We start from the raw sequence: 21,353 nt of genomic DNA, 5'->3' as shown, positions 1-21,353 counted from the left end.
TAAACTATTTGCCCTGCGGTATTCCGTTTTGGGCTCGTTTTGTTGTGTTCTTTTTTCAGAATAACATCAAACCCAACTTTTGTATAACTGTCTAATTATCATTATGTATGCTCAATAAAAGCATAAAATTTTTAATCGAAAACAAACTCGTTGCAGTACTTATGCTCGCTCTATTTGTGGGTTGGGGTATTGTTAATGCACCTTTTGGTTGGGAAACGGGTATTCTGCCAAGTAACCCCGTGGCCGTTGATGCCATACCCGATATTGGCGAAAATCAGCAAATCGTCTTTACCAAATGGCAAGGGCGTTCGCCACAAGATATTGAAGACCAAATTACCTATCCGCTTACTACTTCGTTGTTAGGAATACCAGGGGTAAAAACTATAAGAAGTTCCTCGATGTTTGGATTTTCGAGCATCTATATCATTTTTGAAGAGGATATAGAATTTTATTGGTCGCGAAGTAGAATTCTTGAAAAGCTCAACTCATTACCAAGTGGTCTATTGCCCAATGGCGTAAATCCCGCTTTAGGCCCTGATGCCACAGGATTGGGTCAGATTTTCTGGTACACTCTAGAAGGGCGTGATAAGGATGGTAATGTTATAGGCGGATGGGACTTACAGGAACTTCGTAGCATTCAAGATTATTACGTGAAATATGCACTGTCATCGGCAAGCGGTGTTTCAGAAGTTGCTTCTATTGGTGGTTACGTTCAAGAATATCAAGTGGATGTAAATCCTGAATTGATGCGCCAGTACAGTATTAGTTTGGCTGATATTGTAAAAGCTGTTAAACATAGTAATCAAGACATAGGCGCTCAGACTTTGGAAATGAACCAAGCCGAATATCTTGTCCGTGGATTGGGCTATATAAAGTCTATTACAGATATAGAAAATGCCGTTGTTACCTCTAAAGAATTTACTTCTATCAGGATAAAAGATGTTGGCAAAGTTCATTTAGGACCTGCTACTAGACGTGGCATACTTGACAAAGAGGGTGCGGAAGTTGTCGGCGGTGTGGTCGTGGCTAGATATGGCGCAAACCCTATGGAAGTCATTAACAATGTAAAAGACCAAATCAATGGTTTAAGTGCTGGACTACCGTCTAAAGAATTGGCTGATGGTCGCACTTCACAAGTTACCATAGTTCCGTTTTACGACCGTACAGAACTTATTCAAGAAACTTTAGGCACGCTAAACGAAGCGTTAACGCTGGAAATTTTAATTACCATTCTTGTCATCATCATAATGGTCTTTAATCTCAGAGCTTCTGTTTTAATTTCTGGGTTGTTACCTGTTGCGGTGTTGATGGTTTTTATAACGATGAAACTTTTCAATGTAGATGCAAACATCGTAGCACTTTCTGGAATTGCCATTGCCATAGGTACTATGGTCGATGTGGGTGTAATCCTTTCCGAGAATATTATAAGGCATTTGGATATGGAAAACACAGATGCTGAAGGAAATAAACTACCAATAAATACTGTTGTTTACAATGCTACCGCAGAGGTGTCTGGTGCAATCCTTACAGCTGTACTAACAACCATTATTAGTTTCATTCCTGTCTTTACAATGGTAGGTGCTGAAGGGAAACTGTTCCGTCCATTAGCCTTTACAAAAACAATGGCACTCACAGCATCTATTATAGTTGCACTATTTTTAATACCACCATTTGCAGCTTTTTTATTCCGAAAGAAAAGCCTTAAAAACCCATTCAAATACATCCTAAATATTTCTTTGATAATCGCTGGAATAATCGCAATGGTGTACGGGTTCTGGCTCGGTCTTATATTGATTGCCTTTGGCGCTTCCGGAATTGCTGGATTACAAGAAAAGCTGACCCAAAAAAAAGCAAATCTGGTGAACATCATCATTTCATCTTTAGCCATTGTTTTCCTATTGGCTGAATACTGGCGACCTTTAGGTTTTGACCGAAGCATTGCGATGAACCTCATTTTTGTAAGTGTCGTTTGCTTTGGATTACTAGGCACATTTTGGGTGTTCCGCAAATACTATACAAGAATTTTAAGGTGGGCTTTACGGAATAAACTTCTATTCCTTTCCGTACCAACAACTATAATCATATTCGGTGTACTGATAATGCAGAATACGGGTAAGGAATTTATGCCCTCACTAAACGAGGGTTCATTCCTATTGATGCCAACATCTTTACCACACGCTGGGGTCGAAGAAAACAAAAGAATTTTACAACAATTGGATATGGCCGTTGCCACTATCCCCGAAATAAAAACGGTGGTCGGTAAATCTGGACGAACCGAATCTGCACTTGACCCTGCACCACTTTCGATGTACGAAAACCTTATTCAGTATAAGTCTGAATATATGATGGGTCCGGAAGGAAAACGAGAACGATACAAAGTCAATGATGATGGTCTTTTTGTTTTAAAAAATGACAAGCTGGTCATCAACCCTAACAATGAAGTTGAAGGTGATGCAAATTATGAAGCATCACAACTACAAACTACGGTTATAAGGAATGAATTGATTATTGACGATGATGGCGAGTACTATCGAAATTGGCGTCCTGAAATTGAAAGTCCGGATGATATTTGGAATGAAATTGTACGAGTTACGAAACTACCTGGCATTACTTCAGCACCAAAATTGCAGCCGATTGAAACGCGGTTGGTAATGTTACAGACAGGAATGCGTGCGCCAATGGGTATCAAAGTTAAAGGTCAAAATTTAAGTGAAATCGAAGATTTCGGATTGCAACTCGAAGCCATTCTTAAACAGGCTGAAGGTGTTAAAGAGCAAGCTGTTTTTGCCGACCGTATTGTCGGAAAACCCTATTTACTTATTGATATTGATAGAGAACAACTTGCACGGTATGGCATTTCAATAATGAAGGTTCAGGAAATCTTGCAAGTTGCCGTCGGTGGAATGCCCCTTACTCAAACTGTTGAAGGTCGCGAACGCTACGCAGTACGTGTACGCTATCCTCGTGAACTAAGAGAAAACCCTACGGACTTAAAGAATATTTATGTACCCGTAGAAAAAGGAAATCCTGTTCCTCTAGGTGATTTGGTGAATATTCGTTACGAACAAGGCCCACAGGTCATAAAAAGTGAGGACACCTTTTTAGTGGGTTATGTTCTCTTTGATAAACTGGACGGTTTTGCAGAAGTGGACGTGGTAGAAAATGCCCAAGCGTTGATTAAAGAGAAAATCGATAGTGGCGAATTAACCGTCCCAAAAGGTATTAACTATCAGTTTACGGGAACGTATGAGAACCAATTACGTGCAGAGAAAACTTTGTCCGTCGTTGTTCCATTGGCACTAATAATTATCTTTTTGATTCTTTATTTCCAGTTCCGTTCCGTAGCTACTTCGCTAATGGTATTTACTGGAATTGCCGTTGCTTTTGCGGGTGGTTTCCTAATGATATGGTTCTATGGTCAAGACTGGTTCTTAAACTTCAATTTCTTTGGCGAGAACCTACGGGATTTGTTTCAGATGCACACTATAAATCTAAGCGTAGCGGTTTGGGTCGGGTTCATTGCGCTGTTCGGTATTGCTACTGATGATGGCGTTGTGATGGCTACGTACCTCACACAAACATTTGACCGCAATACCCCTGAAAACAAAAATGAAATTCGTGATTCGATAGTGGAAGCTGGCGAAAAGCGAATTCGACCCTGTTTGATGACAACCGCAACAACGATACTCGCCCTATTGCCGATTTTGACATCGACGGGTCGAGGAAGCGATATAATGATACCGATGGCTATACCAAGTTTTGGCGGGATGCTAATAGCATTGATTACGCTGTTTGTTGTTCCTGTGCTATTCAGTATGAAAAAAGAATTCCAATTAAAACAATCGAGCAAATGAAAAATATAATAATTATAGTATGTCTTTTGCTTGTTTCCACTTTCGCGAAAGCGCAAGAGTTGCAATCCTACATTCAAGAAGCAGAGGCGAACAATCCAGATATTCAAGCGTATGAATTGCGATATAACATTGCCCGTGAAAAGGTAAGTGAGGTCAATACATTGCCCAATACCAAAATAAGTGCAGGCTATTTTGTGAGCGAACCTGAAACCAGAACAGGTGCGCAACGTGCGCGTTTTTCAATATCTCAGATGTTGCCTTGGTTTGGAACAATTACAGCAAGGGAAAATTATGCTAGTTCAATGGCAGAAAAGGAATTTGTAGAAATCGCCATTGCTAAACGCAAACTGGCACTTTCGGTTGCCCAATCCTATTACAGGTTATATGCTAACAAGGCGAATCAAAAAGTACTAGAAGATAATATTCAATTATTGCAAACCTACGAGCGGTTGGCATTAACATCAGTTGAAGTTGGAAAAGCCTCAGCTGTGGATGTATTGCGTTTGCAAATCCGTCAAAACGAACTGCAACAACAGAAAGAAGTTTTAGAGGAAGAATACTTAGCCGAACAAACGGTGTTCAATAACCTGTTGAATCGGAAGGAAAGTATTGCCGTGGAAGTTGTTCCAGAAATGAAAATTCCCGTTGAAGACCTTGTTTTTAGCAATGAAGGGTTGACGCTCAATCCTGAACTAATCAAATATGATAAGCTCTATGAATCCGTAGAACAATCCGAACTTTTGAACCAAAAAGAAAGTGGGCCAAATCTAGGATTTGGGCTAGACTATGTTCCTGTTGCAGAGCGACCAGCGATGAACTTTAGTGATAACGGAAAGGATATAGTGATGCCAATGGTTACACTTTCCATTCCCATTTTCAATAATAAGTACAGTTCTGTTTCCAAACAGAACAAGTTGCGACAACAGGAAATTACATCGCAAAAAAACGAGCGGTTAAATACTTTAGAAACTGCTTTTGCAAAAGCAAAATCACAACGCAATCAAGCACGGATAAAATTCAATACTCAGGAAAAAAATCTTAAGCAAGCTAATGATGCCGAAGAGATTCTAATTAAGAATTATGAAACGGGAACTATCGATTTTAACGATGTGTTAGACATTCAAGAATTACAACTGAAGTTTCAAATTAATCAAATCGCATCAGTGCAAATGTATTATGTACAATCTGCGATAATCAATTATTTAATAAATCAATAAACATAAAAAACGATAACAATGAAAACACTTAAAGCAACATTAATGGCAAGCGCATTAGTACTTACAGCCTTTGCCTCAACGTCTTGTAAAGATGGCAACAAAGAAAAAGTTACAAATTCAACACAAAGTGAAATACAAGTTAAGCAAGGTAAACAAGATGCAAAAGCCCTCGCAGTCCTTAATGACTATTTCAATTTAAAGGATGCGTTGGTAAATGATGATAATTCTAAAGCTAAAACACTTGGGAATACGTTGGCACAATCCCTTAAGTCTTTTGATGAATCGAATTATTCAGATAGTGAAAAAATGGAATTGAAGGACATTATAGAAGATGCCACCGAACACGCTGAACATATTAGTGAAAGCGACATCAAACACCAAAGAGAACATTTTAAGACTCTAAGTAAAGATGTTACAGATTTGGTTACAATTACAGGAACAAATACAAAGCTATACGAGCAATTCTGCCCTATGTATGATGGCGGCACAGCTTGGTTAAGTACAAAAGAAGAAATACGTAATCCGTATTACGGTAGCAAAATGTTGAAATGTGGTAAAGTACAACGAGAAATAAACTAATTGAAAGTAGTTAAAATCATAGCGTGGATTCTAGGGATTGTATTGGTGGGTATTCAATTCATCCCTACCGAACGCAATCAGAGTGATACTGTTCCTGAAACCGATTTTATGATTGCAAACAAAGTACCTGAATCGGTAATGAAAACGGTCAGCACTTCCTGTTATGATTGTCATAGCAACAATACAAGTTATCCGTGGTATAATAAAGTACAACCAATAGCTTGGTATTTACAATATCATATAAACGAAGGTAAAGATGAATTCAATTTTAATGAATGGGGCAACTATTCTAACAGACGAAAGAAAAGTAAGCTAAGGTCAATCATAAGTCAGATTGAGGAAAATGAAATGCCCTTGGGTTCGTACACCTTAGTACATAAAGACGCAATTCTTTCAAACGATAATAAAACAGAGTTAATCGATTATATGAATCTTTTGAAGGATGAATTAGAATAAAGTCCTGATGTGGGAAGGGAATTTTGGTTGATGGTTAATAGCATCCCCTTCCCTTGTCAGGCACAAATATGAATTTAAATGAAACACACCTATCACATACACGGAATGACCTGCAATGGTTGCAGAACCCACGTGGAAAATACACTTTCTAATATAGAAGGGGTAATTAAGGTAGTTGTCAATCTTGAAAAAGGGGAAGCTACCATTGAGATGGAATCACATATTCCCATCGAGAAATTTCAGGAAGCCTTAAAATTCGATGGTGATACATACAGTATTCATAAACTGGGCGAACATCATCACTCGTCAGCTAAAGAGAAAGAAAAGCCTAAAGGTAAAGGAACGGGAACGTTCTATTGCCCTATGCATTGCGAGGGGGATAAAACTTATGACAAATCAGGTGATTGTCCAGTCTGCGGAATGGATTTGGTTGAAGAAATGAATCTATCGACTGCTTCTAATACGCAATACACTTGCCCGATGCATCCCGAAATCGTCAAGGGCGAACCGGGAAGCTGTCCAATTTGTGGGATGGATTTAGTACCTATGGAACCCGACCTGTCCGCAGAGGAAAAGACCTATATAAAACTGCTCAAAAAATTCTGGATAGCGGTCGCATTTACATTACCCATTTTCATAATTGCAATGTCCGAAATGCTGACCAACAATCCATTATATGATATATTGGAAATGAAGTATTGGAACTGGATTCAGTTTGTGCTTTCCATACCTGTGGTGTTTTACGCCACTTGGATGTTCTTTGAGCGTGCGTATCGCAGTATAAAAACGTGGAACCTCAATATGTTTACCCTCATTGGTATCGGTGCTGGTGTTGCTTGGTTATTCAGTGTATTCGGAATGCTCGTGCCTGATTTTTTCCCAGACCAATTTAAGACCGAAGCAGGTACTGTTCACGTCTATTTTGAAGCTGCTACGGTAATTCTCACTTTAGTCCTATTGGGTCAACTGCTCGAAGCTCGTGCTCATAGTAAGACCAATTCTGCTGTAAAAGAACTATTGAAGTTAGCACCTAATAAAGCTATTAAAATAGTGGATGGTGAAGAAAAAGAAGTTAGTATCGACGAGATTGAGTTGGGTGACATTCTAAGAGTAAAACCAGGCGATAAGATTCCTGTTGACGGTGTTGTAACCGAAGGGGAAACTTCTATTGATGAATCGATGATTACAGGCGAACCTCTTCCCGTAAATAAAACTGTAGAAGATAAAGTCAGTAGTGGAACAATCAATGGTAATCAGTCCTTTTTAATGAAAGCTGAAAAGGTTGGTTCGGACACGCTATTATCCCAAATTATCCATATGGTGAATGATGCTAGTCGTAGCCGCGCACCAATCCAGAATTTGGCTGATAAGGTTTCGGGATATTTCGTGCCAGTTGTGGTAATAATTGCCTTGATAACATTTGCAGTCTGGGCGATTTGGGGACCAGAACCAGCCTATGTCTATGCTTTGGTCAATGCCATTGCCGTATTAATAATCGCTTGCCCTTGTGCTTTGGGATTAGCCACACCAATGTCTGTTATGGTAGGCGTTGGGAAAGGTGCGCAGAATGGTGTGCTTATCAAAAATGCGGAAGCTCTCGAAAAAATGGATAAGGTAGATACGCTCATTGTTGACAAGACTGGAACAATCACAGAGGGAAAACCTACGGTCGAAAAAGTTGGGTCTTTTGATAATGGCTTTACCGAAAACGAAGTACTACAATACATAGTGTCATTAAACAGCCAAAGTGAACACCCCCTTGCGGAAGCAACTATTAAGTATGGGAAAGAACAGCAAATGGAATTTCTAAAAGCTAACGGTTTCAATGCCGTTACTGGTAAAGGTGTTGAAGGAAACGTTAATGGAAAAGAAGTGTCTCTGGGCAATGCCAAAATGATGGAAGTCGCAAATGCGAAACTTTCAGATGCTATGGAAAGTGAAGCAAAAACCTTTCAAGAGCAGGGCAAAACGGTCTCCTATATGGCTATTGATGGAAAAGTAGCTGGATATGTTGTTATAGGCGATAAAATCAAGAAAACAAGCGCGAAAGCTATCAAAGCACTACAGGACAAAAACATTGATGTCATAATGCTTACTGGCGATAATCACGATACCGCCCAAGCGGTGGCAAAGGAACTGAACCTTGCAGATTTTAAAGCAGGAATGCTACCAGAAAATAAATTACAAGAAGTTGAAAAACTTCAGAAAAATGGAAAGGTAGTGGCAATGGCTGGTGATGGTATCAATGATGCTCCTGCATTAGCAAAAAGTGATGTGGGCATAGCAATGGGAACAGGAACAGACGTAGCCATTGAAAGTGCTGCTCTCACATTAGTAAAAGGCGACTTACACGGAATTGTAAAAGCTCGCAATCTAAGCGATGTTGTTATGAAGAACATAAAACAAAATCTGTTTTTTGCACTCATTTATAATACACTGGGCATACCGATAGCAGCTGGCTTGCTCTACCCATTTTTTGGAATTCTGCTGTCGCCGATGATTGCAGCTTTGGCAATGAGTTTTAGTTCCGTATCTGTAATAGTAAATGCTTTGAGGTTACGTTCCAAGAAAATTGATTAGAAAAGTTAATTAAAATTGAAAAGTTATGAATAAAAACATTTTATACATCAGTATCGCAGCTCTTTTAGGACTGCTCGGTGGGTGGCTCATTTTTAGTGGTGGTTCTATCGAAAAAGATGAGACGGATATGACCGAAACGCACGACCATTCAGGCGAAAATGCTGAACAGATGTGGACGTGTTCTATGCATCCACAAATTATGCAACCAGAACCTGGGGATTGCCCCATTTGTGGTATGGATTTAATTCCAGCTGAATCTAGTGCTGATGGTCTTGCGATGAACGAAATAAAGATGACGAAAAATGCAATGGCTTTGGCAAACATTCAAACCACTATTGTAGGCAATACATCTGCGGACAACGAGAATATGATTTCCCTTTCAGGAAAAATTAAAATGAATGAGGAAGAAAACGCGATTCAAGCTAGTTATTTTGACGGCAGGATTGAACGTCTCAATGTCAACTTTGAAGGTCAGGAAGTAAGAAAAGGACAATTGCTTGCCACTATTTATGCACCAAATTTGGTAGCGGCTCAACAAGAATTGATTACCGCAGCTTCGCTTAAAGCATCTCAACCAGAATTATACAAAGCGGTACGCAACAAGCTTAAACTTTGGAAGCTTTCAGAAAGCCAAATCAATAGTATAGAGGAATCTGGAAAAGTTAGAGAAAACTTTCCTATATACGCTACCGTTAGCGGCACAGTATCTGAAAAAATGGCTTCTGAAGGCGACTATGTAAAACAAGGGCAACCGATTGTAAAAGTTAGCAATTTAAATTCCGTCTGGGCGGAATTTGATGCCTATGAAAATCAGATTTCTGAATTTAAAAAAGGACAAAAAATCAAGGTTACTACCAACGCCTATCAAAATGAAGTATTTGATGCTACGGTTTCCTTTATAGACCCTGTTTTGAATACCCAGACTAGGACAGTAGTAGTGCGTGCTAATTTGAAAAATAACAAAGGACTTTTTAAGCCAGGAATGTTTGTCACAGGTAAAATCAAAAGCAAATCAAATGGTTCAGAGGCTCAACTTCGCATTCCAGCGAGTGCTGTGTTGTGGACAGGTGAACGCTCATTGGTTTATATAAAGACCAATCCCAATGAACCAGTTTTTGAAATGCAGGAAGTAACACTCGGCAATAGAGTTGGCGACATATTTATGGTTGCTTCTGGATTACAAGAGGGTGATGAGATAGTAACCAATGGAACATTCACGGTAGATGCAGCAGCGCAGTTGCAAGGTAAGAAGTCAATGATGAACAAATCAGGCGGCAAAACTATGACGGGTCACGAAGGGCATTTAGGAACGCAGAATACAGGTAATGAAACCAATGGTAGTTCAACAATGCAAATGAAATTACCAAAGACATTCCAAATTGCGTTTCAATCTGTTTTGAAACCATATCTTAAAATGAAAGACGCCTTTGTAGCTAGTGATTCTCAAAAGGTTTCAACTTTCTCAAAAAACACCTTGGAAGAATTAAAGTCTCTTTCTGATTCAGGTTTGGGTAAAATGGAACAAGCTCATATTTCCAAAATCAAAAAGATGTTGTTGTCAATTGCTGAAAGTGTTGACATTGAAAATCAGCGTAGTCATTTTGTTGTATTGAACCAAAATTTCGTACCGATTGTAAAGACTATACAAGGCTTAAACCCGAAGGTATATATTCAAAAATGTCCAATGGCAAATAATAACAGAGGGGCATTCTGGATAAGTAAGGATAAAGAGATTAACAACCCATATTATGGGGAACAGATGTTAACTTGTGGAAGTGTAATTGATTCGATTCAATAGTGTAACTCATCTTTGCAACACAGTTGCACGAAAATATTTTTATCTTTGTAACTTGAAATATTTTGCATTCATACTATCAATTTACTTTCTGGCACTAAACTTAGTGCCTTGTAGCGATACTGCGGAAACAAAAGATGATTCCCAAGTAGTGTTTGTAGTTGATTTTGATGGCGAACACGACCAAGGCTGCGAATTGTGCTCGCCTTTCTGTGAGTGTCAATGTTGCCACTGTCACAGTATAGACTTTGGTATTGTGCCTTTTGAGCCACTACAGCCAGTAATTCCACAAGATAACTTTGCCCACTTTGATAGCTTGGGCAAAGACATACCCCTTTCCCTTTTTCAGCCCCCTCGGGCATAATTCAGTTTTGATGGGATAGCTATATCCTGTTTTGATATATCCAAATTTGGATATATCAATACTGCGCGTTGTATTGTATTCAATGTGTTCAATGCAAATATAAACTGAATTAATACCCTCTTTATCTATGATTAACAGAATCATTGAGTTTTCAATCAATAACAAATTCATTATCGGTCTGCTTACATTGGCTCTAATTGGTGCCGGTATTTATAGTATGACCCAAGTTCCCATTGATGCTGTGCCGGATGTTACCAATAATCAGGTACAAGTCATCACACAATCGCCCAATCTGGGCACAGAGGATATCGAGCAATTCGTAACCTATCCAGTAGAAGTTGCGATGAGTAATTTGCCCAATGTAAAGGAAATTCGCTCGGTTTCGCGTTTTGGACTTTCCGTGGTTACCATCGTTTTCGATGACGATATGGGAACTTACTTACCCCGTCAGCTTGTTTCCGAAAAACTGACCGAAGTACGTGAACAGATTCCTGAAGGGTTTGGTCAACCTTCTATCGGTCCAATTACCACAGGCTTAGGCGAAGTCTATCAATACACCCTAAAAGTCGAACCTAATTTTCAAGATAAATATTCCTTATCCGATTTGCGTACAATGCAAGATTGGATTGTGCAACGGCAAATGGCAATGGTACCTGGCGTTGTGGAAATTAATGCCATCGGCGGAAAAATAAAGCAATATGAGGTCGCCGTTGACCCTAACGAATTAAGGGCAATCGGACTAACGATTACGGATGTTTTTAAGGCATTGGAAACAAATAACAAAAATACGGGTGGTGCGTACATTGAGAAAAACCATCAAGCCAACTTCATCCGTGGCGAAGGTTTAGTGCGAAGCCTTGATGATATTAAAAAAATAGTCATTAAAAATGAAAATGGTTTGCCCATTACCGTAAGCGATGTTGCCGATGTACGGTATGGTTCAGCTGTTCGATATGGGGCTTTGACACAGGATGGCGAAGGCGAGGTCGTTGGTGGGTTGGTTATGATGCTCAAAGGGGCAAATTCAAACGATGTCATTGTCCGTGTAAAAGAGCGAATGGCCGAAATACAGAAGTCCCTACCGGAAGGGGTTGTCATACAGCCTTTATTGGATAGAAGCAAGTTAATAAGCGAAACCACGGGAACGGTACGAAACAATCTCTTGGAAGGCGCACTCATCGTAATTTTCGTCTTGGTCTTCCTCTTGGGTAACTGGCGTGGTGGGTTGATTGTAGCTTCCACTATTCCGCTGTCCCTATTGTTCGCATTTATTCTTATGAACGTTTTTGACGTATGGGCGAACCTGATGAGCTTAGGTGCTATCGATTTTGGCATTATCGTAGATGGGGCGGTAATAATCGTGGAAGCCAGCGTATTCTTAATGGGAAGCTACATCTTAAAAAAGAAGTCTTTAAACAAGGAAAAACGTGATGATATAGCCGCAAATGCATCAAAAAAGATGATGAACGCTGCCTTCTTTGGGCAATTGATAATTCTAATTGTGTTCTTGCCCATACTGGCGTTGGAAGGTATTGAGGGCAAAATGTTTCAACCAATGGCGCTTACATTCATATTTGCTATGATAGGTGCTATGTTTCTTTGCCTAACCTATGTACCAATGATGTCCGCAATATTTTTAAAACCACCCAAGACAGAAAAGAAATCGTGGGGCGACCGTTTTGTATTTTGGGTGCAAAGAAAGTATAAACCTCTTTTATTACGAGCTTTAAAAAAAGGAAAGTGGGTCGTGGGTATTGCAGTTGCAACATTCGCAATAGCTGTATTTGTATTTTCCAAAATGGGTGGCGAATTCATTCCTCAACTAGATGAAGGTGATATTGCATTTCACGCCATACTTAAGCCTGGAAGTTCGCTCAGCGAAACCATAGAGACCACTACCAAAGTCGAGCGTATTATAAAGGCGGAATTTCCCGAAGTGGATAAAATAGTAAGCCGTATCGGGGTGGCCGAAGTACCCACGGACCCAATGCCAATGGACTTTGCCGATGTGTTTGTCATACTGAACCCAAAGGACGATTGGGTGTCCGCTGAATCTAAGGATGAGCTTATCGACAAGATGAAGGAAGCGGTAAGCATTATCCCGGGCGTTAATTTTGAGTTTACCCAACCCATCGAAATGAGGTTCAATGAACTTTTGGAAGGCATCCGTGAAGATGTTGCTATTAAAATTTATGGTGAGGATATCGATGTTCTTGCTGCAAAAGCTAACGAGATTACTAAAATCATTGCGGGGACCGAAGGCATAGGTGATATGAGGGCGGAAGCAACTTCGGGACTGCCCCAGATGACGATAAAGTACAATCGCAATAAACTGGCACAATACGGGGTCAGTATTGACCAACTGAATATGATGGTGCAATCCGCCTTTGCAGGCGGATATGCAGGTGTCATCTTTGAAGGCGAAAAGCGTTTCGATTTGGTCGTTAGGCTCAACGAGCAAAACCGAACCGACATCAACGATATAAGGAATCTGTTTATCGATTTACCGAACGGTTCCCAAATTCCACTTCAAGAATTGGCAAATATCGAGTACACACCAGGACCGATGCAGATAAGTCGCGACAATACCAACCGCAGAACCTATGTAGGTGTAAATGTACGTGGACGTGATGTGGAATCCTTGGTTAAAGAGATTAAGGACAAACTGGATGCAAATCTTGATTTACCACCCGGCTATTTTATTCGGTATGGCGGTGCATTTGAAAATCTCGAAAGGGCAAGTGAGCGATTACAGGTCGTCGTCCCGATTGCTTTATTGTTGATTTTCATTTTGATTTATTTTGCATTAAAATCCTTTCCGCAGACCTTAATGATTTACGTGGCTATCCCTATGGCGACCATAGGCGGTATTTTTGCCCTATGGCTCAGGGATATGCCCTTTAGTATTTCCGCAGGGGTCGGCTTTATCGTGCTCTTTGGGGTCGCAGTATTGAACGGACTGGTAATGATTAGCGGTCTGAACGAACTAAAGGAAGAAGGTGTAACCAACTTGAAAGACCGCATTGTTGAGGGAACAAAACGCAGAGTGCGCCCCATTATGTTGACGGCATTTACCGATATTTTAGGATTTCTTCCTATGGCGATTTCAGCTTCTGCAGGGGCAGAAGTGCAACGACCCTTGGCAACCGTGGTAATCGGTGGATTGATTACTTCCACGCTCTTGACGCTCTTTATCCTTCCCATTTTTTATCAATGGGTAGAGAAACGTTCAGAACGGAAGAAAAAACCCAATCCAAAATTCGTTACCGCTACGGCAGTAGTCTGTCTATTGTTTACGTCCAATTTGGTGAAAGCCCAACAAGTCCGACCGAAAGACTCACTACCGGTTATCTCATTGGAACAGGCAGTGGAAATCTCGAAGAAAAACTATCCGCTTTTGAAAACAAAACAGTTGGAAATCCAAAAACAGAACGCCCTTAAAGGCACGGCTTATGACCTTGGCAAGACCCAAGTTTTCACGGGCGGTGAGGAAGTAAGAGTGGGTCAGGGTGTCTATACATTGGTTGGTGTAGGGCAGCAGAACATCAATCTGTTCGGAATCGGTGCAAAGAAGCGTTTACAAAAACATCGTATCACATTGGCCGAAACTGCTCTTGACCTTTCCGAACTGCAAGTGGAACAGGAAGTAAAAAAGGCGTGGTCGCTGGCATACCAACAGCGACAGAAATATGAACTGTACCGTGAACTGGATTCCATTTATTTACAGTTTGAAAAGGCCATCGAACTCAACTTTGAGGTAGAAGCCATTTCAAGATTGGAATATTCTTCGGCCACAAATCAAGCCTTGCAAATCAACAATAAATTGCAACAGGCAGAAAGTGATTATTTCATAGCCCTGCAAAAGCTCAATCTTTGGTTGGTCTCAGAAACGTATTACACGGTTCCCGACATACTGAACGAAAGTGAAATATCCGTTTTGGAAATACCTACAAGTATAGAAAATCATCCAGAATTGAAACTTTCGCAAAGGCGCATCGACGAAGCCGAAGCGAACTATAATGAAGCCCGTACCGATTTGCTACCGAAGTTGAACCTACAAGGTGGACTTCAACAGGTCGATGGCAATAGCGGATTTTACACCTATCAAGCAGGCATTTCCGTCCCATTATTTTCAGGCACACAGCGTAGTCAGGCCAAAGCCGCTAAAATTGACAGCGAAATTGCAAAGGCGAATGCGGATTTTACCCAACGCCGAATGCAATCCGAATATCAGCAAGCCGTACAGTCCTATCAGAAATGGAAGGCATCTTGGCAATTTTATAGGGGCAAAGCCTTGCCACTCGCCGAGGAACAGCGCAAAGGTGCATTGCTGGCATACAAAGAAGGTGCGGTGGACTACGCCGCGTTCACGCAAATTATACGGGATGCCATACAGACCGAAATGGACGCACTGAACACTCTCGACAATTATTTAAAATCAGTTTTTGAACTACAATATTTCAAGCAATAAAATGAAAAATATATCCAAATACACAATTATCGGGCTACTGGCAATACTTTTAGGGTTGACCGCTTGTGGCGATTCAAAAAGCGAAACTAAAGAGAACACAGAAATAAATTCCGAAATGGAAGAAGGGCATTCCGAAGGCGAAGTCGAAGAAGTATTATTGACGGAAAAGCAGTTTAACGCCCTGCAAATGAAAGTGGATACTTTGCATATGCGCAATATGAGTGGTTATGTGGAAGCCAACGGACAACTCGAAGTGCCACCACAAAACGAGGCCACCATAACAACGGTTGTAGGTGCCAATGTGGTTTCCATAGAGGTTATCGAGGGCGATAAGGTCAACAAAGGGCAAACAGTCGCCTATCTCTCACACCCCAACATCATACAAAAACAGACGGATTACCTCAATGCATACAGCAATAGAGAATTTCTCAAAAAAGAATATGAGCGACAAAAAACGCTGTACGATGCAGGAGTGGGAAGCGGTGCCAATTTTCAAAAGGCCGAAGCGGAATATCAGGCCTCGCGTAGTATGGTAAACGGATTGGAAGCCCAACTAAAGCAATTGAGTATTAGTGCTTCTGGGCTAAGAAACGGCACAATTTACCAGCGTGTGGCATTACGAAGTCCCATTGAAGGATTTGTTCAAAAAGTAGAAATCAAAACAGGGCAATATGTAGAACCACAGACCGATTTAATGGAAATCGTGGACACCCATCACGTACACGCGGATTTGATGGTTTTTGAAAAGGATGTTTACAAAGTCAAAGTAGGACAGAAAGTTCGGTTCAACGTCCAATCCATACCGGGTAAAGAACTTACTGCGGAAATATATTCCGTAGGAAAGACTTTTGAGCAAAACCCCAAGGCAATACACGTACACGCTGAAATCGAGAACAAGGAAGGCAACCTCATACCAGGAATGTACATTCGAGGGCGCATTCAAATAGATGGTTCCAAAGCTATGGCACTCCCCGAAAGTGCCATAGTTACTAACGGTGATAGGTTCTTTGTGTTTTCAGCTAAAAAAGAAGGTGATAATTGGGCTTTTATGCCCTATGAAGTAACAAAGAGCACTCAAGATGGTGAGTGGGTTTCCATCGATTTTCTGACCGAACAAGAAGCGAACACAAAATACGCATATAATAATGCCTACTATTTAATCGCAGAAATGAAAAAAGGCGAACTTGGTGATGATGACTAACATACAGATTAGAACGAACATATGAGTGAAATTGAAAAATTATTGAATGAAAAAAAGGTACGCCCGACAGCGATGCGCATCCTTATCTACAAGTTTATGGCACAAAAGAATAGTGCGGTTGCTTTGAAAGATATTGAATCTGCTTTTGAAAAAGCGGATAGAACCACATTGTACCGTTCCTTAAAAACATTCGAGGAAAAAAACGTGGTGCATCAAATAGATGACGGAACTGGAATCTCTAAATACGCCCTTTGTGAAGAAGGCTGTAATTGTGAAATAGAACAAGATTTGCATTTACATTTTCATTGTTCCAATTGTAATGAAACTATTTGTTTGACCGAACATAGAATTCCGCAAATTAATTTACCGGATGGATATTTGGCAGAAGATGTTAATCTCGTGGTTACAGGAATATGTGAAAAATGCAGTAGTAATTTACTTTAATATACAAACAAATTAGATTGATTTTGAAAAAAAGCACTTTTAAAATAAGTCAGATGGATTGTCCATCGGAAGAGCAGATGATTCGGATGAAGTTGGATGGTTTTGAGCAAGTCAAGTATCTTGACTTTGATATACCCAACAGAAAGTTGGAAGTATATCATCTGGATGGAATCGAAGAAATTCAAATATCTGTAGCCAGTTTAAAACTTGGGGATTCCTTTGAGGGAACTACAGAGGCCGAACCACCAGTAGTGGAAGACCAATCCAAACAAAAAAGAATTCTTTGGTGGGTCTTGGGTATTAATTTCGGTTTTTTTTTAGTAGAAATGACTACTGGTTGGATATCAGACTCAATGGGTCTTGTGGCAGATTCATTGGATATGCTGGCAGATTCCATCGTTTATGCATTAAGCCTTTTTGCAGTAGGTGGTGCCATTTCCAGAAAAAAGAAAGTGGCAAAATTAAGCGGATACTTTCAGATGGGGTTGGCGACGCTTGGGTTTGCCGAGGTCTTAAGAAGGTTTTTTAGCAATACCGAAACACCCCTGTTTCAATGGATGATTATCGTTTCAATTTTCGCATTAGCGGGTAATTTGATATCGCTTTGGCTCATCAACAAGACCAATAGCAAAGAGGCTCATATGCAGGCAAGCGCCATTTTTACTTCCAACGACATCATAGTCAACGGCGGGGTAATACTTGCGGGTGCACTTGTCTATTTTTTGGATAGTAAATGGCCTGATTTGGCAATAGGCGGAATTGTATTTGCATTTGTAATGCGCGGCGCTCTGAGAATACTCAAATTATCAAAGTAGTTTTTGAAATGACATCAAATGTGATTAAAAAATAAATGAAAAAGAAAAAAGTAAACTTACGCGATTTGAACCCTAAGGAACATCTGGATAACCACAGCAATCCTGAACAAGTATCTAGTTTCAGAACCTATCTACCTGCAATTTTCAGTTTTGTGATGCTGATAGTTGGTATTGCCATTGATTATTTTGATGCCTTTCCATTTTTCAAGGGGTGGGTCAGAATCGTTTGGTACTTGGTGGCTTACATTCCAGTTGGGTTTCCCGTTATCAAGGAAGGATGGAACAGTATTAAGAATGACGATTTTTTTACTGAATTTTTTCTGATGTCTATTGCCACTTTGGGTGCATTTGCCATAGGCGAATACCCCGAAGGTGTGGCAGTAATGCTATTTTATGCCGTGGGTGAACTGTTCCAAAGTGCAGCGGTTAATCGTGCGAAAGGAAACATTAAGGCTTTGTTGGACGCACGACCTGATGAAGCGGTGGTTTATCGTGATAGGAATTTTGTTGTAGTCAACCCCGAAACAGTCGAGATTGGCGAAAAGATACAGATACGCGTGGGCGAAAAAATTCCCTTGGACGGCATTTTGTTATCCGAAAAAGCATCGTTGAATACGGCTGCAATAACTGGTGAAAGCAAACCCGACACCATTGCAAAAGGCGAAAAAGTTTTTGCAGGAAGCATCAACCTCAATGGTGTCATTCAAGTGGAAACCAATAAAGAATTTAAGGACAGTTCCATTGCCCGAATTTTGGATATGGTACAGAATGCGACTGCAAGAAAATCAAAGACAGAATTATTTATACGGAAGTTCGCAAGGATATATACACCAATCGTTGTGTACCTCGCCATTGGCCTGACCTTCCTGCCTTACTTTTTTGTGGACGACTATGTGTTTAGGGATTGGCTCTACCGTGCCCTGATATTCCTAGTGATTTCCTGCCCCTGTGCATTGGTTATTTCTATCCCTTTAGGCTATTTTGGTGGATTAGGCGCAGCATCGCGCAACGGTATTCTATTCAAGGGCGCGTCCTTTCTGGATGCAATGACCAAGGTAAATACGGTGGTAATGGACAAGACCGGAACCGTTACCAAAGGGGTTTTTAAAATCAAGGAAATCAAGTCCATCACATTTGACGAAGCTGAGTTTATGAAATACCTGATGGCGGTTGAAGAACAATCCACCCATCCCATTGCCAAAGCGATACTGGAATATAAAGCGGATGGTTTGGATTATAAGGCGACCGATGTTTCAGAGGTTGCCGGAAAGGGACTAAAAGGAACGGTCAATGGAAAAACGGTGTTGGTCGGTAATAAAGCTTTGATGGCCTCAAACAACATAGAGGTTCCTTCTGAAACGGATAATGTTGTTGAATCCATTGTGATGGTTGCCATAAACGGAAAATTTGTAGGCTATGTAACGATTGCTGACAAATTTAAAGAAGATGCCCATCAAGCTATCAAGCAAATAAGGGAAGCAGGTATATCAAAAATCATAATGCTTTCGGGCGATAAAGATTCCATTACACAACAGGTTTCCAATGAACTCAATATTGATTGGGCAAAGGGCGGCTTGCTACCAGAAGATAAGCTGAACGAAGTAGAAGAACTAAAAAAGCAACCAAATACAAAGGTAGCCTTTGTAGGCGACGGTATTAATGATGCACCTGTGCTTGCGGCAAGCGATGTAGGTATTGCAATGGGCGGTTTAGGTAGTGATGTTGCTATTGAAACGGCGGATGTCATCATCCAAACCGACCAACCGAGCAAGATTGCACGAGCAATTAAAATTGGTCGTTCTACCAGAAGAATTGTATGGCAGAACATTGGTTTGGCATTTGGTGTGAAAGCAATAGTTCTGATTTTAGGTGCAGGTGGATTAGCTACAATGTGGGAAGCAGTCTTTGCGGATGTGGGTGTCGCTTTGTTGGCCATTTTAAATGCGGTACGATTGCAGAGAATGAAATGGAAGGAATCTTAGAATTCCTGACCGCCACAATTGACTGAATGAAAATTAATTACAAATAATAACCATTATATTTATAGGTCACAACAAGTCCTATTTTATGATACATATAATCACAACAGGCGGTACAATTGAGGGGCTGGACTATGATACAGAAAATAAGCAGACCCAAGAAAATAAAATCTCAATTGAGGAATTTTTTAAGTCGGCAAATGTTTCATTTTCCTATTCGATAGAAAATGTCCTCAATAAAGATAGTCGCTTTATTACAGATGATGACCGCCGGCTTTTGGTTGATAAAATCAAAGCTACGAGCGCGAGAAAAATAATATTAACCCACGGTACTTTCACTATGGAAGATACCGCAAAATATATCGGAAAACTTAACCTAAAGAAAACGATAGTCTTGGTTGGCTCATTTGTTCTAGGCACATCCAATGGTACAGATGCCCCTTTTAATTTAGGTTACGCCTTATGCTCAGTTCAATTTCTAAAACCAGATGTATATGTAGCAATGAACGGTACTATATTTCATTGGGGAAATGTGAAAAAAAATTTAGAAACCAACAAATTTGAGCAGCGATGAAAAAGATAAATGTTTGGAACATCAATACATTGGACTACTTTTTTCTATCTTTTATTAGATACAGTCATTGTATTGTTTACACTCTACTATTCAACTAGAAAAGATTCAAGTGGTTATAAACGATTTTTATCTTTGGGTATACTATTCATTACTTATAATCTAACCGGTGGTTTTTTGCCAATCAAGAATTTTCCTGGCCCTCTTATTCTTCAGTATATCATAACCTATGGTGTTGCCATAGCTTTATGTGTTTATATAGTTTACTACCTCTATAAAGAATATGATATCATAGTATTAAAGTACAATTCTTCCATTAGAAATTTGGCGATTTTGTCTTCTGGAAGTTTTATTATACTATTTTTAATCCCATACTTCTTTACTTATTCCTTGGACTCTTCAAGGTTACTTTTTACCATACCTATTTCAATTCTTGCCTTTGTGTTCTTAGGAATGTTTTATGAAAGAATTTCACATCCAAACAATCCAAATGAATATATCCTACGTCGTAACAGATTATCGATGATTAGTGTGACAAGTATTGCATTGTTACCTATATTGACCTTAATCGGGGATTTTCAATGGTTGACTTTTACAGTTATGAACACAGCTTTTTACGCCATATCCATTATAGAAATAGATAGACATTTATATTTTTTAGAAAACAAGACCAAAATGTACGAAGTATTTGCTATGAGCAAAGAACAAGCAATTCACTCAGCAGATACGAAAATTATTTACGAAAACTTGACAAGAAGGGAAATAGAAATTACCTTGTCCATTCTGAGCAATCTTAGTTATAAGCAAATAGCCAAGGATTTATTCATTGCTGAAAGTACCGTCTCCAAACACGCTTCAAACATCTATAAAAAAACAGGTGTAAAAAATAGAAGACAATTCATTAATCGATACCGAAAAAAGTCGAAGTAGCGTTGTTCCTAATACTAGAGCGATTACCGTAGGAAAATACGGTTTATTCCGTAGATATCTACGGAATAAAATTTGCTTCTTTCAAAATTATGTTATT

Annotated in this window: 14 protein-coding genes; all 14 read left to right on the top strand. The window is 39.9% G+C overall.

Going from position 1 to position 21,353, the window contains the following annotated elements; genetic code table 11:
• Positions 1-107 precede the first annotated feature (107 nt).
• The 14 genes from WBG07_RS09755 to WBG07_RS09690 all read left to right on the top strand — a co-directional run bounded on the left by WBG07_RS09755 (position 108) and on the right by WBG07_RS09690 (position 21,256).
• The gene (locus WBG07_RS09755) at positions 108-3,854 is read left to right on the top strand and encodes an efflux RND transporter permease subunit (protein ID WP_340200776.1); all 3,747 of its coding nucleotides are present in this window, start codon (positions 108-110) and stop codon (positions 3,852-3,854) included.
• A complete protein-coding gene (locus WBG07_RS09750; protein WP_340200775.1) occupies positions 3,851-5,071 on the top strand; it encodes a TolC family protein in 1,221 nt (406 codons plus the stop codon). Before WBG07_RS09755 ends, WBG07_RS09750 begins: the two co-directional genes overlap by 4 nt.
• 18 nt (positions 5,072-5,089) lie before the next feature.
• Positions 5,090-5,650, top strand: coding sequence for a DUF3347 domain-containing protein (locus WBG07_RS09745; RefSeq protein WP_340200774.1), 561 nt, complete (start codon positions 5,090-5,092; stop codon positions 5,648-5,650).
• On the top strand, positions 5,651-6,106 hold the full coding sequence (locus WBG07_RS09740; RefSeq protein WP_340200773.1) for a heme-binding domain-containing protein: 456 nt from the start codon (positions 5,651-5,653) through the stop codon (positions 6,104-6,106).
• Between the two features lie 78 nt (positions 6,107-6,184).
• Positions 6,185-8,686, top strand: coding sequence for a heavy metal translocating P-type ATPase (locus WBG07_RS09735; protein ID WP_340200771.1), 2,502 nt, complete (start codon positions 6,185-6,187; stop codon positions 8,684-8,686).
• A gap of 25 nt (positions 8,687-8,711) precedes the next feature.
• A complete protein-coding gene (locus tag WBG07_RS09730) occupies positions 8,712-10,484 on the top strand; it encodes an efflux RND transporter periplasmic adaptor subunit (protein ID WP_340200768.1) in 1,773 nt (590 codons plus the stop codon).
• Between the two features lie 103 nt (positions 10,485-10,587).
• Positions 10,588-10,845, top strand: a complete 258-nt coding sequence (locus WBG07_RS09725) for a DUF6660 family protein (protein WP_340200969.1) — start codon at positions 10,588-10,590, stop codon at positions 10,843-10,845.
• Positions 10,846-10,972: 127 nt separating this feature from the next.
• Entirely contained in the window at positions 10,973-15,316 is a 4,344-nt protein-coding gene (locus tag WBG07_RS09720; protein WP_340200766.1) for a CusA/CzcA family heavy metal efflux RND transporter, read from the top strand.
• A gap of 1 nt (position 15,317) precedes the next feature.
• Complete coding sequence (locus WBG07_RS09715; protein ID WP_340200967.1) at positions 15,318-16,517, top strand: efflux RND transporter periplasmic adaptor subunit; 1,200 nt, start codon at positions 15,318-15,320, stop codon at positions 16,515-16,517.
• A 21-nt stretch (positions 16,518-16,538) separates the two neighbouring features.
• Positions 16,539-16,961, top strand: coding sequence for a Fur family transcriptional regulator (locus tag WBG07_RS09710; RefSeq protein ID WP_340200764.1), 423 nt, complete (start codon positions 16,539-16,541; stop codon positions 16,959-16,961).
• Between the two features lie 23 nt (positions 16,962-16,984).
• Positions 16,985-17,776 (top strand): cation transporter, encoded by a 792-nt coding sequence (locus WBG07_RS09705; protein ID WP_340200763.1) that lies wholly within the window; start codon positions 16,985-16,987, stop codon positions 17,774-17,776.
• Between the two features lie 35 nt (positions 17,777-17,811).
• A complete protein-coding gene (locus tag WBG07_RS09700; protein ID WP_340200761.1) occupies positions 17,812-19,758 on the top strand; it encodes a heavy metal translocating P-type ATPase in 1,947 nt (648 codons plus the stop codon).
• A gap of 85 nt (positions 19,759-19,843) precedes the next feature.
• Positions 19,844-20,329: an asparaginase domain-containing protein gene (locus WBG07_RS09695; RefSeq protein WP_340200759.1), complete on the top strand. Its 486-nt coding sequence runs from the start codon at positions 19,844-19,846 to the stop codon at positions 20,327-20,329.
• A gap of 9 nt (positions 20,330-20,338) precedes the next feature.
• A complete protein-coding gene (locus tag WBG07_RS09690) occupies positions 20,339-21,256 on the top strand; it encodes a LuxR C-terminal-related transcriptional regulator (protein ID WP_340200757.1) in 918 nt (305 codons plus the stop codon).
• Positions 21,257-21,353: the final 97 nt, after the last annotated feature.

The organism is Ascidiimonas meishanensis (genome assembly GCF_037782385.1).
GTDB lineage: Bacteria > Bacteroidota > Bacteroidia > Flavobacteriales > Flavobacteriaceae > Ascidiimonas > Ascidiimonas meishanensis.
This window is presented reverse-complemented; position numbering and strand designations above follow the sequence as displayed.

Bases quoted from the DNA above. Each gene is read 5' to 3' on its own strand.
- WBG07_RS09755 (WP_340200776.1), top strand. From the start codon at position 108: ATGCTCAATAAAAGCATAAAATTTTTAATCGAAAACAAACTCGTTGCA.
- WBG07_RS09700 (WP_340200761.1), top strand. From the start codon at position 17,812: ATGAAAAAGAAAAAAGTAAACTTACGCGATTTGAACCCTAAGGAACAT.
- WBG07_RS09750 (WP_340200775.1), top strand. From the start codon at position 3,851: ATGAAAAATATAATAATTATAGTATGTCTTTTGCTTGTTTCCACTTTC.
- WBG07_RS09720 (WP_340200766.1), top strand. From the start codon at position 10,973: ATGATTAACAGAATCATTGAGTTTTCAATCAATAACAAATTCATTATC.
- WBG07_RS09745 (WP_340200774.1), top strand. From the start codon at position 5,090: ATGAAAACACTTAAAGCAACATTAATGGCAAGCGCATTAGTACTTACA.
- WBG07_RS09735 (WP_340200771.1), top strand. From the start codon at position 6,185: ATGAAACACACCTATCACATACACGGAATGACCTGCAATGGTTGCAGA.
- WBG07_RS09715 (WP_340200967.1), top strand. From the start codon at position 15,318: ATGAAAAATATATCCAAATACACAATTATCGGGCTACTGGCAATACTT.
- WBG07_RS09690 (WP_340200757.1), top strand. From the start codon at position 20,339: ATGTTTGGAACATCAATACATTGGACTACTTTTTTCTATCTTTTATTA.
- WBG07_RS09730 (WP_340200768.1), top strand. From the start codon at position 8,712: ATGAATAAAAACATTTTATACATCAGTATCGCAGCTCTTTTAGGACTG.
- WBG07_RS09710 (WP_340200764.1), top strand. From the start codon at position 16,539: ATGAGTGAAATTGAAAAATTATTGAATGAAAAAAAGGTACGCCCGACA.
- WBG07_RS09695 (WP_340200759.1), top strand. From the start codon at position 19,844: ATGATACATATAATCACAACAGGCGGTACAATTGAGGGGCTGGACTAT.